Source organism: Ardenticatenales bacterium (genome assembly GCA_020634515.1).
Taxonomy (GTDB): domain Bacteria; phylum Chloroflexota; class Anaerolineae; order Promineifilales; family Promineifilaceae; genus JAGVTM01.
The window spans coordinates 42,063-57,790 of record JACKBL010000011.1; the positions used below are offsets into that span (position 1 = coordinate 42,063).

The 15,728-nt window shown below is 63.0% G+C and carries 4 protein-coding genes and 1 pseudogene; all 5 read left to right on the top strand.

The genetic code is table 11. The features are described 5' to 3' along the window. Positions 1–26: 26 nt before the first annotated feature. Positions 27–10,373, top strand: a complete 10,347-nt coding sequence (locus H6650_21980; GenBank protein ID MCB8954683.1) for an amino acid adenylation domain-containing protein — start codon at positions 27–29, stop codon at positions 10,371–10,373. A 200-nt stretch (positions 10,374–10,573) separates the two neighbouring features. Then, the gene (locus tag H6650_21985) at positions 10,574–11,497 is read left to right on the top strand and encodes an ABC transporter ATP-binding protein (protein ID MCB8954684.1); all 924 of its coding nucleotides are present in this window, start codon (positions 10,574–10,576) and stop codon (positions 11,495–11,497) included. Beyond that, positions 11,490–12,278 carry an ABC transporter permease gene (locus H6650_21990; protein MCB8954685.1) on the top strand — a complete coding sequence of 263 codons (789 nt, stop codon included), beginning with the start codon at positions 11,490–11,492 and terminating at the stop codon, positions 12,276–12,278. The genes H6650_21985 and H6650_21990 overlap by 8 nt, the downstream gene beginning before the upstream one ends. A gap of 2 nt (positions 12,279–12,280) precedes the next feature. Beyond that, positions 12,281–13,081 carry an ABC transporter permease gene (locus H6650_21995; GenBank protein MCB8954686.1) on the top strand — a complete coding sequence of 267 codons (801 nt, stop codon included), beginning with the start codon at positions 12,281–12,283 and terminating at the stop codon, positions 13,079–13,081. Positions 13,082–13,482: 401 nt separating this feature from the next. Beyond that, positions 13,483–15,477: pseudogene (locus tag H6650_22000) on the top strand (serine carboxypeptidase). Positions 15,478–15,728 lie beyond the last annotated feature (251 nt).

Here is a 15,728-nt window from a genome sequence, read left to right on the forward strand (position 1 = left end):
TTCTCCCCCAGGCAGCGAGAACAATCATGTGGAATACGATCAGAAGAATCATTCGAACACAACGTGAAGCGCCGCCTATTTTGCCGGCACCGCGCGACGCCAACATGCCCCTCTCCTTCGCCCAGGAACGGCTATGGGTGTTGGACCAACTCGTCGTCGATCGCTCCGCCTATCACGTCTCCAACCTCACGCGTTTACAGGGTCCGCTGCGGCCCGATCTCCTCGCCCGCAGCGTGCGGCAAGTTGTCCGGCGACACGAAACGTTGCGCACCACCTTTGTTGAGCAAGACGGACAACCCGTTCAAATCATCCATCCGGACCTTGCATGCGCCTGGACTTTCCAGGACTTCCGTCATCTGCCTCAGGAAGAACGAGAACAACACGCCCGTCAATGGGCCGTCGCCGAATTACGGCAGCCGTTCGACTTAACGACCGGGCCGTTGTTGCGCGTATCCCTGCTGCAACTGGCTGCGCAGGAATATGTCTTGATCTTCACCATGCACCACATCATCTCCGATGGCTGGTCAATCGGCATCCTCAAAGAAGAGGTCAGCGCCCTGTACGCCGCCTTTTTGCATGACCGTCCGGACCCGCTGCCTGAATTACCTATTCAATACGCGGATTTCGCCAGTTGGCAACGGGCCTGGCTGCAAGACGCAGTGCTGGAGGACCATCTGGCGTACTGGAAGCGCAAATTGACAGGGTTTTCCCCCCTGCTGGAGCTACCCACCGACTTCCCGCGCGTGCCCCGCCAGGAGATGCACGGGAAACGGCTGTACTTCTCCCTGCCGGAGGAACTGAGCCAGGCGATCCGGAACCTGAGTCAGCAGCAGTCGGTGACCACGTTTGTCACCATGCTGGCTGCGCTCAACGTGCTTTTCTTTCGTTACACCGGCCAGACGGACATCCTGATCGGGGTGCCCGCTTCCAGCCGCAATCATAACCTGCTGAAGAAGCTCATTGGCATCTTCGTGAATACGCTCGTCTTGCGGTCCGACCTGTCCGGCGACCCCCCTTTTCTGCAATTATTACACCAGGTACACGAGACTTCGACGGGGGCGTTGGCGCACCAGGATGTGCCATTTGAGCAGGTGGTGGAAATGATGCAGCCGGCGCGGGAACTGGCGAACTCCCCCCTTTTTCAGGTGATGTTTGCCTTTCAAAACGCGCCCAGGAGCGGATTGAGCCTGCCGGATGTGGAGGCGGGTTTCTTCTTGCGCGAGCGCGAAACGACCGTCTTTGACATGACGCTGCTCATGTGGGACGTTGATCAGGCGTTGCAAGGGGCGGTGGAGTATGACGCCAGCCTGTTCCGTGACGACACGATCTCGCGCATGCTCGCCCACTTCCAGGTGTTACTGCAAGCCATCGTGACGACGCCGAACGTCGCCATATCCCGCCTGCCTCTCCTGACATCCCCACAGCGAGAAGAACGCCTTTCTCAAGCGACGGTGACCAGAGTGACCCATCCGGCCCAGACGGTGCTCGATCTATTTGTCGCTCAGGCCAGGCGCGCGCCGCGGGCAATTGCCGGCATTTCCCCCACCGACACAATCACCTACGCCAGGCTGGATGCACAGGCGAATCAACTGGCGCGCCAGTTGCGGAAACACGGCGCGGGGCCGGACGTACTCGTTGGCCTGTGCGTCAATCGTTCCTGCCAGATGCTCGTCGGTCTGCTTGGTATCCTGAAAGCGGGCAGCGCCTACGTGCCCCTGGACCCCGATTATCCCCAGGCCCGCCTCTCCTTCATGGTCGAAGACAGTGGTCTGTCAATCCTCGTAACCGGCGGAAATAACGCCGCCGACCTTTTCCCTGACTATGCCGGCAGCCTGATTGACCTCGATGCCGATTGGCCGCGTATCGCTGCCGAAAGCAGCGCCGATCTCCCCCTCGCGTTGGCGGCAGATAACGTGGCTTACCTCATCTACACCTCAGGCTCAACGGGACGTCCAAAAGGCGTTATGGCATCCCATCGGGGTTTGAGCAACTATGTGCAGGCAGCCTGCCGGCAATTTGACCTGCAACCAACGGATCGAATGCTCCAGTTTGCCTCGCTCAGTTTCGATACCGCCGCCGAAGAGATCTATCCCATCCTGGCCACCGGCGGCACTATCATCTTGCGCACAGACGCCATGATGGCCAGCGCCCGCACATTTTTGGAGCAGTGCGCGACCTGGAAGATCACCATCCTGGACTTACCGACAGCTTACTGGCACGAACTGGTCGCCCAATTAGAGACTGATCCCATTCCCCTTCCTGACCACCTGCGCCTGGTGATTATTGGCGGCGAAAGCGCCAACCGGGAGCGCGTGGCCTCCTGGCAGCGCGCGGTCGGCGACGACGTACGGCTATACAACACCTATGGCCCCACGGAAGCCACGATTGTGACCACCTGGCAGCCTCTTGTCGCTGCTGATGCTGCCCGGCCCATCATCCCCATCGGGCAGCCGGTGGACAACAGCCAGGCGTACATCCTGGACCGCTGGCTGCAACCGACGCCGGCAGGCGTGGTGGGGGAGTTGTACGTCAGCGGCGACGGGTTGGCGCGTGGGTATCACGGGCGACCAGGGCTGACGGCGGAGCGGTTTCTGCCCCATCCTTACAGCCGGCGGGGCGGGGAGCGGCTGTACCGCACCGGCGACCTGGCGCGGTATGGGGCGACGGGGGAGATCTTGTTCGTGGGTCGGGCGGACCAGCAGGTGAAGGTGCGCGGGTATCGCATTGAGTTGGGGGAAGTGGAGGCGGTGCTGGCGGGGTATGAAGGGGTGCAGGGGGCGGTGGCGGCGGTGATGGGCAGCGGCAGCGGGGCGCGGCTGGTCGGCTATGTGGTGGGGGAAGGGGGGGCGGCGGTAGACCGGCGTGGGTTGCTGGCGTATGCGCGGGGGCGGCTGCCGGCATATATGCTGCCGGCGGTGATTGAACAGTTGCCGGCATTTCCCACCACGGCCAACGGGAAGATAGACCGGCAGGCGTTGCCGGCATTGAGCATCGGAGCAGAGGAGAAAGCGGGGCCGGAGCAGATGGCGCGCACACCCATCGAAGAGAGCGTGGCCGGGGTGTGGGCGGAGGTGCTGGAACGGGAATGGGTCGGGGTGCAGCAGAACTTCTTCGAGTTGGGGGGGCATTCGCTGCTGGCGACGCAGGTGATTTCCCGGCTGCGGCAGTTGTTCGGGGTGGAGGTGTCGCTGCGGCGGCTGTTTGAGACGCCGACGGTGGCCGGGGTGGCCGCGGCGGTGACGGCGGGAATGGGGAGCAGGGAAGCGGCGGCGGGTGGCGGGATTGAAGCGACGAAGCGGGAGGGGGTGATGCCGGCATCCTACGCGCAGCGGCGGATCTGGTTCCTGGAACAACTGTCGCCGGGGACCGCGGCCTACAACATCCCGGTGGCGCTGCGCCTGGAGGGAGAGGTGAACGTGGCGGCGCTGGAACACAGCCTGGACAGGATTGTGGCCCGGCACGAGATTCTGCGCACACGGCTGGTGCGCCAGGGGGAAGACCTGGGGCAAATCATCGCCGCCAGAGGGGAAGTGAAGCTGGTGACAGCCGACTGGCGGGGGGTGGGAGAGGAGGAACAGGCGCGGCGGGTGCAAGCAGAAGCGGTGCAGCCGTTCCGGCTGGACGAGGGGGCGCTGCTGCGGGTGAAACTGGCGCGGATAGATGAGGGGGCCTACCTGCTGCTGCTGACCATGCACCACATCATCTCCGACGGCTGGTCGATGGGCATCCTGATGCGCGAGCTGAGCCAATTGTACAACGGGGAAGTGGGACAGCGCCCGGTGATGCTGCCGCCGCTGCCGGTGCAGTACGCCGACTTCGCCCACTGGCAGCAACGGGAACTGGCGACAGGAGTGCTGGCGGCGCAACTGGCCTACTGGCGCAAACAGTTGCCGGTCGGGAGCGGGCAGATAGCGACCATACACGACCTGCCCCGACCAGAGGTGCAGACGTTCGCCGGGCGGGTGCGTCGCTTCCAGCTAGACGCAGCGTTGAGCGAGGGGGTCAGGCAGGTGAGCCGGCAGGCGGGGGGGACGTTGTTCATGACGCTGCTGGCCGCGTTCAAACTGCTGCTGTACCGCTTGAGCGGGCAGGAAGAGATCAGCATCGGCACGCCCATCGCCAACCGGAACCGGGCGGAGATCGAGCACCTGATCGGATTCTTCGTGAACACGCTGGTGTTGCGAACGGCGTTGCGGTCGGAGATGAGTTTCCTGGAGCTGCTGGGGGCGGTGCGGGAGACGGCGCTGGGGGCGTACACGCATCAAGACCTGCCGTTTGACCTGCTGGTGGAGAAACTACAACCGCGGCGGAACCTGAACGCCACGCCGCTGTTCCAGGTGATGTTCGCGCTGCAAAACACGCCGGGGACGAACAACCTGGAACTGGCGGGAGTGCAGGTGAGCGGGGTGCGCGCCGAGACGGAAACGGCCAAGTTCGACCTCAGCCTGTCGCTGGCGGTAGGGGGGAGCGGCATTCGCGGACGGCTGGAATACAACCGGGACCTGTTCAGCGAAGCGCGGGTGGCGCAAATCATCCGCCAATATGAAACGGTGCTGCGGCATGTGGTGGCGCAGCCGCGGACGCCGCTGGGGGAAGTGCCGCTGCTGACGGAGGCGGAACGACGGCAGGTCGTGGAGACCTGGAACGAGACGGCGCACGCCTACGACGAGATAACGAGCGTGGTGGAACGGGTGGCCGCGCAGGCGGCAGCGCAGCCGGAACGAATCGCGGTGCAGGCAGGGGGGGAGAGGTTGAGCTACGGGGAGCTGAACCGGCAGGCGAACCAACTGGCGCACCTGCTGCGGGCGCGGGGGGTGACGACGGAGACGGCGGTAGCCATCTGTCTGGAGCGGTCTGTCGCCGGCGTGGTGGCGGCGCTGGCGGTGCTGAAAGCGGGCGGCTGCTACGTGCCGCTGGACCCGGCCTATCCGCCGCGGCGACTGCGCTACATTTTGCGGGACAGCCGGGCGGCGGTGCTGCTGACCGAGAGCCGGCTGCGACCGGAGGGAATAGCGGCGTGTCCGGTGGTCTTGTTGGACGGCGCGGCGGACCAGGACCTCCTCAGCCAACAGCCGGCGATAGACCCGCCCGGCTGCTACGCCCCGGAGCAGGCGGCCTACATCATCTACACGTCCGGCTCCACCGGTCAGCCGAAGGGGGTGACTGTGCCCCACCGGGGGCTGAACCGGCTGGTCGCCTGGCAATGGCGGGTCTTTGGCATCCAAGCGACAGACCGGGCCACGCTGGTCGCCAGTCCCGCCTTCGACGCCTCCGTACTGGAGACGTGGCCCTACCTGTGCCGGGGGGCCAGCCTGCACATCCCCGACGAAGCGACGCGCACGACGCCGTCAGCCCTGATCGCCTGGCTGGCGGAGCAGGCGATCACGATCGCGTTCCTGCCCACGCCGCTGGCGGAAGCGGCGCTGGCGCTGCCCTGGCCGGCGTCAATGGCGCTGCGGACGTTGCTGACAGGAGGGGATAAATTGCAGCACGGGCCGCCGCCGGGGCTGCCGTTTGCGCTGGTGAACAATTATGGTCCCACGGAGAACAGCGTCGTCTCTACCTGGACGGTGACGCCGCCGCGGACGGTGACGCCGCCCATCGGGCGACCGGTGGACAACAGCCAGGCGTACATCCTGGACCGCTGGCTGCAACCGACGCCGGCAGGCGTGGTGGGGGAGTTGTACGTCAGCGGCGACGGGTTGGCGCGAGGGTATCACGGGCGACCAGGGCTGACGGCGGAGCGGTTTCTGCCCCATCCCTACAGCCGGCGGGGCGGGGAGCGGCTGTACCGCACCGGCGACCTGGCGCGGTATGGGGCGACGGGGGAGATCTTGTTCGTGGGTCGGGCGGACCAGCAGGTGAAGGTGCGCGGGTATCGCATTGAGTTGGGGGAAGTGGAGGCGGTGCTGGCGGGGTATGAAGGGGTGCAGGGGGCGGTGGCGGCGGTGATGGGCAGCGGCGGCGGGGCGCGGCTGGTCGGCTATGTGGTGGGGGAAGGGGGAGCGGCGATAGACCGGCGCGGGTTGCTGGTGTATGCGCGGGGGCGGCTGCCGGCATATATGCTGCCGACGGTGATTGAACAGTTGCCGGCATTTCCCACCACGGCCAACGGGAAGATAGACCGCCAGGCGTTGCCGGCAATGAGCATCGGAGCAGAGGAGAAAGCGGGGCCGGAGCAGATGGCGCGCACACCCATCGAAGAGAGCGTGGCCGGGGTGTGGGCGGAGGTGCTGGAACAGGAATGGGTCGGGGTGCAGCAGAACTTCTTCGAGTTGGGGGGGCATTCGCTGCTGGCGACGCAGGTGATTTCCCGGCTGCGGCAATTGTTCGGGGTGGAGGTGTCGCTGCGGCGGCTGTTTGAGACGCCGACGGTGGCCGGGGTGGCCGCGGCGGTGACGGCGGGAATGGGGAGCAGGGAAGCGGCGGCAGGCGGGATTGAAGCGACGAAGCGGGAGGGGGTGATGCCGGCATCCTACGCGCAGCGGCGGATCTGGTTCCTGGAACAACTGTCGCCGGGGAGCGCGGCCTACAACATCCCGGTGGCGCTGCGCCTGGAGGGAGAGGTGAACGTGGCGGCGCTGGAACACAGCCTGGACAGGATTGTGGCCCGGCACGAGATTCTGCGCACACGGCTGGTGCGCCAGGGGGAAGACCTGGGGCAAATCATCGCCGCCAGAGGGGAAGTGAAGCTGGTGACAGCCGACTGGCGGGGGGTGGGAGAGGAGGAACAGGCGCGGCGGGTGCAAGCAGAAGCGGTGCAGCCGTTCCGGCTGGACGAGGGGGCGCTGCTGCGGGTGAAACTGGCGCGGATAGATGAGGGGGCCTACCTGCTGCTGCTGACCATGCACCACATCATCTCCGACGGCTGGTCGATGGGCATCCTGATGCGCGAGCTGAGCCAATTGTACAACGGGGAAGTGGGACAGCGCCCGGTGATGCTGCCGCCGCTGCCGGTGCAGTACGCCGACTTCGCCCACTGGCAGCAACGGGAACTGGCGACAGGAGTGCTGGCGGCGCAACTGGCCTACTGGCGCAAACAGTTGCCGGTCGGGAGCGGGCAGATAGCGACCATACACGACCTGCCCCGACCAGAGGTGCAGACGTTCGCCGGGCGGGTGCGTCGCTTCCAGCTAGACGCAGCGTTGAGCGAGGGGGTCAGGCAGGTGAGCCGGCAGGCGGGGGGGACGTTGTTCATGACGCTGCTGGCCGCGTTCAAACTGCTGCTGTACCGCTTGAGCGGGCAGGAAGAGATCAGCATCGGCACGCCCATCGCCAACCGGAACCGGGCGGAGATCGAGCACCTGATCGGATTCTTCGTGAACACGCTGGTGTTGCGAACGGCGTTGCGGTCGGAGATGAGTTTCCTGGAGCTGCTGGGGGCGGTGCGGGAGACGGCGCTGGGGGCGTACACGCATCAAGACCTGCCGTTTGACCTGCTGGTGGAGAAACTACAACCGCGGCGGAACCTGAACGCCACGCCGCTGTTCCAGGTGATGTTCGCGCTGCAAAACACGCCGGGGACGAACAACCTGGAACTGGCGGGAGTGCAGGTGAGCGGGGTGCGCGCCGAGACGGAAACGGCCAAGTTCGACCTCAGCCTGTCGCTGGCGGTAGGGGGGAGCGGCATTCGCGGACGGCTGGAATACAACCGGGACCTGTTCAGCGAAGCGCGGGTGGCGCAAATCATCCGCCAATATGAAACGGTGCTGCGGCATGTGGTGGCGCAGCCGCGGACGCCGCTGGGGGAAGTGCCGCTGCTGACGGAGGCGGAACGACGGCAGGTCGTGGAGACCTGGAACGAGACGGCGCACGCCTACGACGAGATAACGAGCGTGGTGGAACGGGTGGCCGCGCAGGCGGCAGCGCAGCCGGAACGAATCGCGGTGCAGGCAGGGGGGGAGAGGTTGAGCTACGGGGAGCTGAACCGGCAGGCGAACCAACTGGCGCACCTGCTGCGGGCGCGGGGGGTGACGACGGAGACGGCGGTAGCCATCTGTCTGGAGCGGTCTGTCGCCGGCGTGGTGGCGGCGCTGGCGGTGCTGAAAGCGGGCGGCTGCTACGTGCCGCTGGACCCGGCCTATCCGCCGCGGCGACTGCGCTACATTTTGCGGGACAGCCGGGCGGCGGTGCTGCTGACCGAGAGCCGGCTGCGACCGGAGGGAATAGCGGCGTGTCCGGTGGTCTTGTTGGACGGCGCGGCGGACCAGGACCTCCTCAGCCAACAGCCGGCGATAGACCCGCCCGGCTGCTACGCCCCGGAGCAGGCGGCCTACATCATCTACACGTCCGGCTCCACCGGTCAGCCGAAGGGGGTGACTGTGCCCCACCGGGGGCTGAACCGGCTGGTCGCCTGGCAATGGCGGGTCTTTGGCATCCAAGCGACAGACCGGGCCACGCTGGTCGCCAGTCCCGCCTTCGACGCCTCCGTACTGGAGACGTGGCCCTACCTGTGCCGGGGGGCCAGCCTGCACATCCCCGACGAAGCGACGCGCACGACGCCGTCAGCCCTGATCGCCTGGCTGGCGGAGCAGGCGATCACGATCGCGTTCCTGCCCACGCCGCTGGCGGAAGCGGCGCTGGCGCTGCCCTGGCCGGCGTCAATGGCGCTGCGGACGTTGCTGACAGGAGGGGATAAATTGCAGCACGGGCCGCCGCCGGGGCTGCCGTTTGCGCTGGTGAACAATTATGGTCCCACGGAGAACAGCGTCGTCTCTACCTGGACGGTGACGCCGCCGCGGACGGTGACGCCGCCCATCGGGCGACCGGTGGACAACAGCCAGGCGTACATCCTGGACCGCTGGCTGCAACCGACGCCGGCAGGCGTGGTGGGGGAGTTGTACGTCAGCGGCGACGGGTTGGCGCGTGGGTATCACGGGCGACCAGGGCTGACGGCGGAGCGGTTTCTGCCCCATCCTTACAGCCGGCGGGGCGGGGAGCGGCTGTACCGCACCGGCGACCTGGCGCGGTATGGGGCGACGGGGGAGATCTTGTTCGTGGGTCGGGCGGACCAGCAGGTGAAGGTGCGCGGGTATCGCATTGAGTTGGGGGAAGTGGAGGCGGTGCTGGCGGGGTATGAAGGGGTGCAGGGGGCGGTGGCGGCGGTGATGGGCAGCGGCAGCGGGGCGCGGCTGGTCGGCTATGTGGTGGGGGAAGGGGGAGCGGCGATAGACCGGCGCGGGTTGCTGGCGTATGCGCGGGGGCGGCTGCCGGCATATATGCTGCCGGCGGTGATTGAACAGTTGCCGGCATTTCCCACCACGGCCAACGGGAAGATAGACCGCCAGGCGTTGCCGGCATTAGCGATTGCTGACCCTGATCCGACCCAATCCGTTATCGGCCCGCGAGATGACATAGAACTCGATCTCGTCAAAATATGGGAAGACGTGCTGCAAATTCGCCCGATCGGTGTCAATGACGACTACTTTGAATTGGGCGGGCAATCTTTGCTGGCCATCCAGATAATGGCCCGCATTCGAGAACAGTGGGGGCAATCAATCCCATTAACGCAATTATTTCAAGATAGAACCATCGAAAGCCTGTCCATCGCCCTGCGCCGGCGCAACGCGCAACCCACACACGATGCGACTATTGTGCTGTTGCAAGCGGGAGACGCGCGAAAAACCCCCCTGTTTCTCGTTCATCCCGTCGGCGGTACAGTTTTCTGCTATGCGGATCTATTGCGCCACCTGGATGGTCGGCCCTGTTATGGTTTTCAGGCGCGGGGAGTGGATGGGCCAGAAGAGCCATTTACGCAAATAGAAAGAATGGCGCATACTTACAACCTTTTGCTGCAAGAAGTGCAGTCGCGGGGACCTTACCAGATTGGTGGCTGGTCTATGGGTGGGGTGGTTGCCCTGGAGATGGCCCAGCAGTTGCAGGCGCAGGGGAAGGATGTGGATAGCCTGGTGTTGATAGATGCGCATTTTCCCGCCGATAGGGACGCGCGCGCGTCGGATGACGCCTATCTTCTGCGGCAATTTGCGCGTCACCTGGGCCTGCCGGCGCGGTCAAGGCGGCAGATTCCCGCTGGCCGGGATGTCGCGGAGATGCTGCTACACGTACTCCATGAAGCCCGGCAGGCGAATCTCGTGCTGCCCGACTTTACCCCGCCGCAACTGGCGCGGCGCTTTGCCGTTTTCAAGGCAAACTGGCGCGCGCTGGCGGAATACGCGCCGCAACAATATGGCGGGCGGGTGTTGCTGTGTGTGGCGGAAGACAATGAACCTGAGGAAGTTGCCGGCATTCAACGCTGGCCCCAGGTGCTCAAGGGGGAAGTAGAGACACAATATCTGCCGGGCGACCACTTTTCTCTGGTACGTGAGCCGGACGTCAGGCGTTTGGGCGCATACCTGGTGGAAAAATTGCGCTGAGGGACGACACACCTGGAAAAGCGCGTCGTACCTGTACAAGCCAAAAACCGGGTTTTTACACACGAACCACTCTAATTTCAGCCGCACAATCGAAAAACCCGGTTTTTTCAGTGACATAAAGGGAGGTTTTTTTGAAAACGCAATCAGACTATTCATTGGAAACAGAAGACCTGCGTCGTGTTTACGAGACGACACGGGGAATTTTCCGCAAGACCCAGGTGAAACGGGAAGCTCTGAAAGGGATTAATTTGCAGGTAAAGCAGGGGGAGTTGTTTGGTTTGCTGGGGCCGAATGGTGCCGGCAAAACCACTTTCATTAAAATCCTGTCTACCATGCTCTTGCCAACCTCTGGACGCGCCTTTGTCGCCGGTTACGATGTGGTACGGCAGACAGAGCAGGTGAGAAAATGTATCGGTGTTGTGCTGGGGGGTGAGCGGGGACTTTACTACCGGCTTACTGCGCGCGAAAATATGGAACATTGGGCCGCGCTCTATCGCGTGCCGCGCGACGTAGCCCCGCAACGGATTACCCGCTTGCTGGAAATGGTGGGCTTGCACGATCGGGCCGACGATCGCGTGGAAGTCTTCTCGCGCGGTCTCAAACAACGCCTGCATATTGCTCGTGGCCTGCTGTCCGCCCCGCCCGTTATTTTCCTCGACGAACCGACCATTGGGCTGGACCCCGTCGCGGCGCGCGATTTGCGCGCACTGGTCGGCAATCTAAAAAGTGAAGGCATCACCATATTATTGACGACCCACCAGATGCACGAAGCGGAAACAATGTGTGATCGTGTGGCCTTCATTAAAGAGGGCGAGATCGTCTCGCTCGACACCCCGCGCGCCCTGACGCGGGCCATCGAAAGCATCCAACTGCTGAAAGTGGAATTCGACGTCGGCGCGCAAACCCCGTCGGCCCAACTTGAGGAAATGGCTGGCGTTCACGAGGTACAGATGTCCACGAACGCCGAAGGGTTCTCCCTCCAGATTAAGGCCGAGAAAGACGCCATCCCCCACATTCTGCAGGTGTTGTCCCAAACGGACGTACAGCAAATCAACAGCCGTGAACCTTCACTGGAAGACGTTTACATCCAGCTACTAGGGATGAAAGGACAGAAACATGATTAATTCGCTGCGCGTTTTGTGGGCAGGTGTGCGCATGCAGTGGCGGCTGGCGCTGCTTTCGCCCGTCGATTTTATCCTGGCGAGCGTGCTGCAACCGATCTTTTATACCCTGTTATTCTTGCTGCTTTTTAAGGCTACCGGGCGGTTGGACTCTCTGGCCCTGTTTGGGATTATTGCCCCCGCCTTGATCGGCATGTGGTCCACAGCCCTGAACGTTTCCGGGGAAATAATCAGCGTGGAAAGGAGCTACGGGTCGCTGGAAATACTCCTGATTGCCCCGCGGCATGGCCTGGAGCTGTCCCTGTTTGGCCGCATCGTCACCGTGAACCTCATCTCCTTGATCGCTATCGTGGAAGCCGTTATGGTCGCCTACTTCGGTTTTGGGATCGTGGTAGAAATCAAGCAACCGCTCGCTTTTGTGGCCTTGAACTTGCTGGCGGCGCTTTCCATCTCCTCAATCGCCTTGATCATGGCCAGCACCTTTGTGTTATCCCGTTCTGTGCGTCTGTTCCAAAACCTGTTGAGCTTCCCGTTTTACCTGCTTGGCGGACTGGCCGTACCCGTGGGGGCACTTCCCCAATGGCTGCAACCATTTTCCCGCATCACGCCCCTATCCTGGGCATCCGAAGGGTTACAGCAAACCTTGACAGACGTGCCCGTTTCTATCACCTATTATCTGGCGCTGGCATTGTTAACCCTCGTCTACGGCCTGATCGGGCGCGCCTTGCTGGTTAGAATTCAAACCCGCGTACGGAACGAAGGTTCCATTGGATTTAGCAACTAACCATGATTACGGATCTACAAATTCTCCGCGGTTTGTCCCGAATCTCCTTGCGAGATTTCTTTACGCTCTATCCCCCTCACATCTACCTGATAGCCTGGGTGCCACGCGTGGCCACGCAGGTCATTTTCTTCACTCTGCTGGCCAATTATGTGGGCGGGCGGGAGTTCCTGGAGTTTGCCTTGATCGGGAATCCCGTTTATCTGCTCACGGCGACCGCCATCGTCTTTGTCACCGCCTCTGTGAATTGGGAGCGTCGCGCCGGAACGTTGCCGCTGATTATTGCCTCTCCCAGCAGCGTGTTGCTTGTTCTCTCGGGGCGGAATTTCGGTATGGGGCTTCATGGCTACCTGACGGGCGTCGTCGGCATTTTCCTCATGGGGCCGCTGCTGGGTTTGCGATTTACTCTGCTACAGATTGTTCTTGTGTTGGGGATATTGCTGTTGATTACGCTGAGTTCCTATTGTGTGGGATTGCTTATTGGCAGTTTTGCGCTGCGCACGCGTGGTTTCCACAATGTACTCTCCAACGTGCTGATTCTGACGGTCGCTTCTTTATGTGGGGTCAACTTCCCGCTGACGGCGTTGCCTGAATGGGCGCGAACGATCGGTTTGCTCCTGCCCCTGACGCATGGGCTGCAGGCGATCCGCCTGGTCCTGGAAGGGGGAGCGGCCAACCTGATCTTGCGTGAACTCTTATTGGAGGGGGTGGTCGGCCTGGTCTACCTGGGATTGGGGTTGATTTCCTTCTCGATTTTGCTGCAGAGCAGCCGCAAACACGGCTCATTTGATCTGCAATCAAGCTGAAACTTGAACGCAGCCTTCGTTTTCGCACCGGCGACCGCTGCCCCTGGCGCATTCCCCGCCACTGGTAACTGGCGGCTATCCCCCGCGGTGTTGGCAGCGCCCAACCACTACTCCTCTCTACCTGACATCCTATTCCTGCCTGGCATAACCAGGCCAGCGTAGTCAATAAATGGAGCCGCCAGGTCACATTGCACCACAGTTGTCTTGTTGTGATACACTTCTTCATAAGCCAGTCCAGAGTTGCGTCTGAATAACACGACTTTACCTCAGACTGGCCCATTGAAACGGTTTCCGGGGTGTGGGTGATTGCGGGGAGCGCGCCAGATGGCGATACCTGGCCGGTCTCCCCATCTATTACCAGCATCAACGCGACGTAAACAGGTTGTTGACGGAGGAGTTCTATGAAGCAAATAATAATCCTACACTTGAATGAGGATAGTAATGTGGAAGAGGTGACCTTTCTGGGTCAGACGGTGCGGATAAGGCGCATCGGTTGCCAGGGGGACGTTGCTCGCGTTGAGGCGGCTATTGAGGAATATGATAGTCAGGTAGATGCGATTGGGTTGGAGGGAATGCCGGCACAATTGCAACTCGGCCCGGCCCGCCGCGCCCATGAAACCGGGGCTACGATCCCTACGGTTGCCCGGACAACCCCCGTGGTTGATGGCAGTGGTATTCGCGCCGGGTTGGAGCGGTGGGGCGTGATTCTGGCGGATCGCGCGCAGCCGGGTATTTTTAGCCAGAAGCGGGTGTTGATGGTCCCGGGATTGAATCATGCGGGGTTGGCGCAGGCGTTGGAGCGGCGCACGTCCACGATTCGTTATGCCGATCCGATGATTTTCTTTGGCCTGCCCGGGTTCCCCGGCGTGGGCAGCCGCCAAACGTTGGAGCAGGCGGCGCCGCCGACGTTGGAGCAGTTGAAGGATGCGCCGTTTGCCCGTTTGCAGCCGCAGCCGAATGGCACGCCGGAGGCGCGGGCGGAATCGGCGTTTGATTGGGCGGATATTATCGCCGGGGATGTGGGCGCGATTCGCCGTTATGCGCCGGCGTCGTTGAAGCGGAAGACGGTGGTGGTGGAGTATGCGAATGAGGCGGACCTGACGGATTTGCGCGGGCGGGGGGCGTCAATTGTGGTGACGATGATGCCGGCATTGGACAGCGGCAACCTGGGACGATGGTCGGCGGCGACAGTGGAGGCGACACTGGTGGCGCTGCGGTCTGATCCGGGCGCGCCATTGACGGAGGATACGTATCTGGATTTGCTGGCGGAGATTGAATGGATGCCGGCAATCCGCACCCTCCAACCGCAAGAACAAGGCATCAACCGCTTCTCCTTCGTCATTCACCCGCTGGATGTGCGCTTTGTGCATAATGACCGTCGCTTCCGCTGGACGCGCTTCTTCCCGGACGAGATCGTGGAACGAGTGGCGGCCCATTTTCCGCCCATTTATCTCTCGCGCATCACGGGCGGGCAGTCGCCGACGACGGGGCAGCGGATTGAGGGGCATCTGATCACGCTAGGGGCGACGCCGCGGCAGATGATGACGCATGGGGAGCGGTTTACGTACAACAAGTTGAATCAGGCGGCGCGGATGGCGGAGCGACGGGGGGCGCGCATTATGGGGTTGGGGGCGTTTACGAGTGTGGTGGGAGATGCCGGCATCACCGTGGCCCACGAAGCCGACATCGCCATCACCAGCGGCAACAGCCTCACCGTCGCCGCCACCCTGGAAGCCGCCAAGCAGGCCGTGATCAAAATGGGGGCCACCGACCTCACCAAAGGCAAAGTCATGATCGTTGGGGCCACCGGTTCCATCGGCTCCGTCTGCTCCCGCCTCCTGGCGCAAGCCATCTTCGACGTCGTCCTCGTCTCTATTGAACCGGAGCGCCTCATTGAGCTAAAGCGCACCATCCAGGCGGAAACGCCCGGCGCGCACGTGGTCATCGCCACTCGCCCCGATGAGGCATTGCCTTCCTGCGACCTGGTGGTAACGGCCACGTCCGCCTTCGGCCAGCGCATCATCGACATCAGCAAGTGCAAGCCGGGGGCCGTGATTTGCGACGTGGCCCGCCCGCCGGACATCAACAAAGCGGAAGCGGCCCTGCGCCCCGATGTGCTGGTGATTGAGAGTGGCGAGGTGCTGATTCCGGGGGACATTGATTTTGGCTACGACATTGGCCTGCCCCCGAAGACGGCCTACGCCTGCCTGGCGGAGACGGCGCTGCTGGCGATGGAAGGGCGCTTTGAGGATTACACCCTGGGGCGCAACATTACCATGGAGCGGGTGAAGGAGATTTACCGCCTCTTCAAGAAGCACGAATTCCAGATTGCCGGCCTGCGCTCCTTTGGCGACTACATTAGCGACGAGGCATTTGCGGAAAAACAGACCCTGGCCGCCAGATATCGCCAGGACCCGGCATTGTTTGCCCAGGTGCAGGCAGATGCCGCCGCCAAACTGGCAAAAATGCCCGTCATGGCCAAGGGGGTTAGCGCGCGCCGCAGACCTTACCGGGCGATGGTTGCCGGCCTCACGGTCGGCGTTGGCCTGCTCGGCTTCCTCCTCGGTCGCCGCCGCGCCGTTGAGTGAACTCCCCCCTGCCTTTAAGAACGGAGTCTCCTGGAGAGACTCCGTTTCTTTTTTTCACC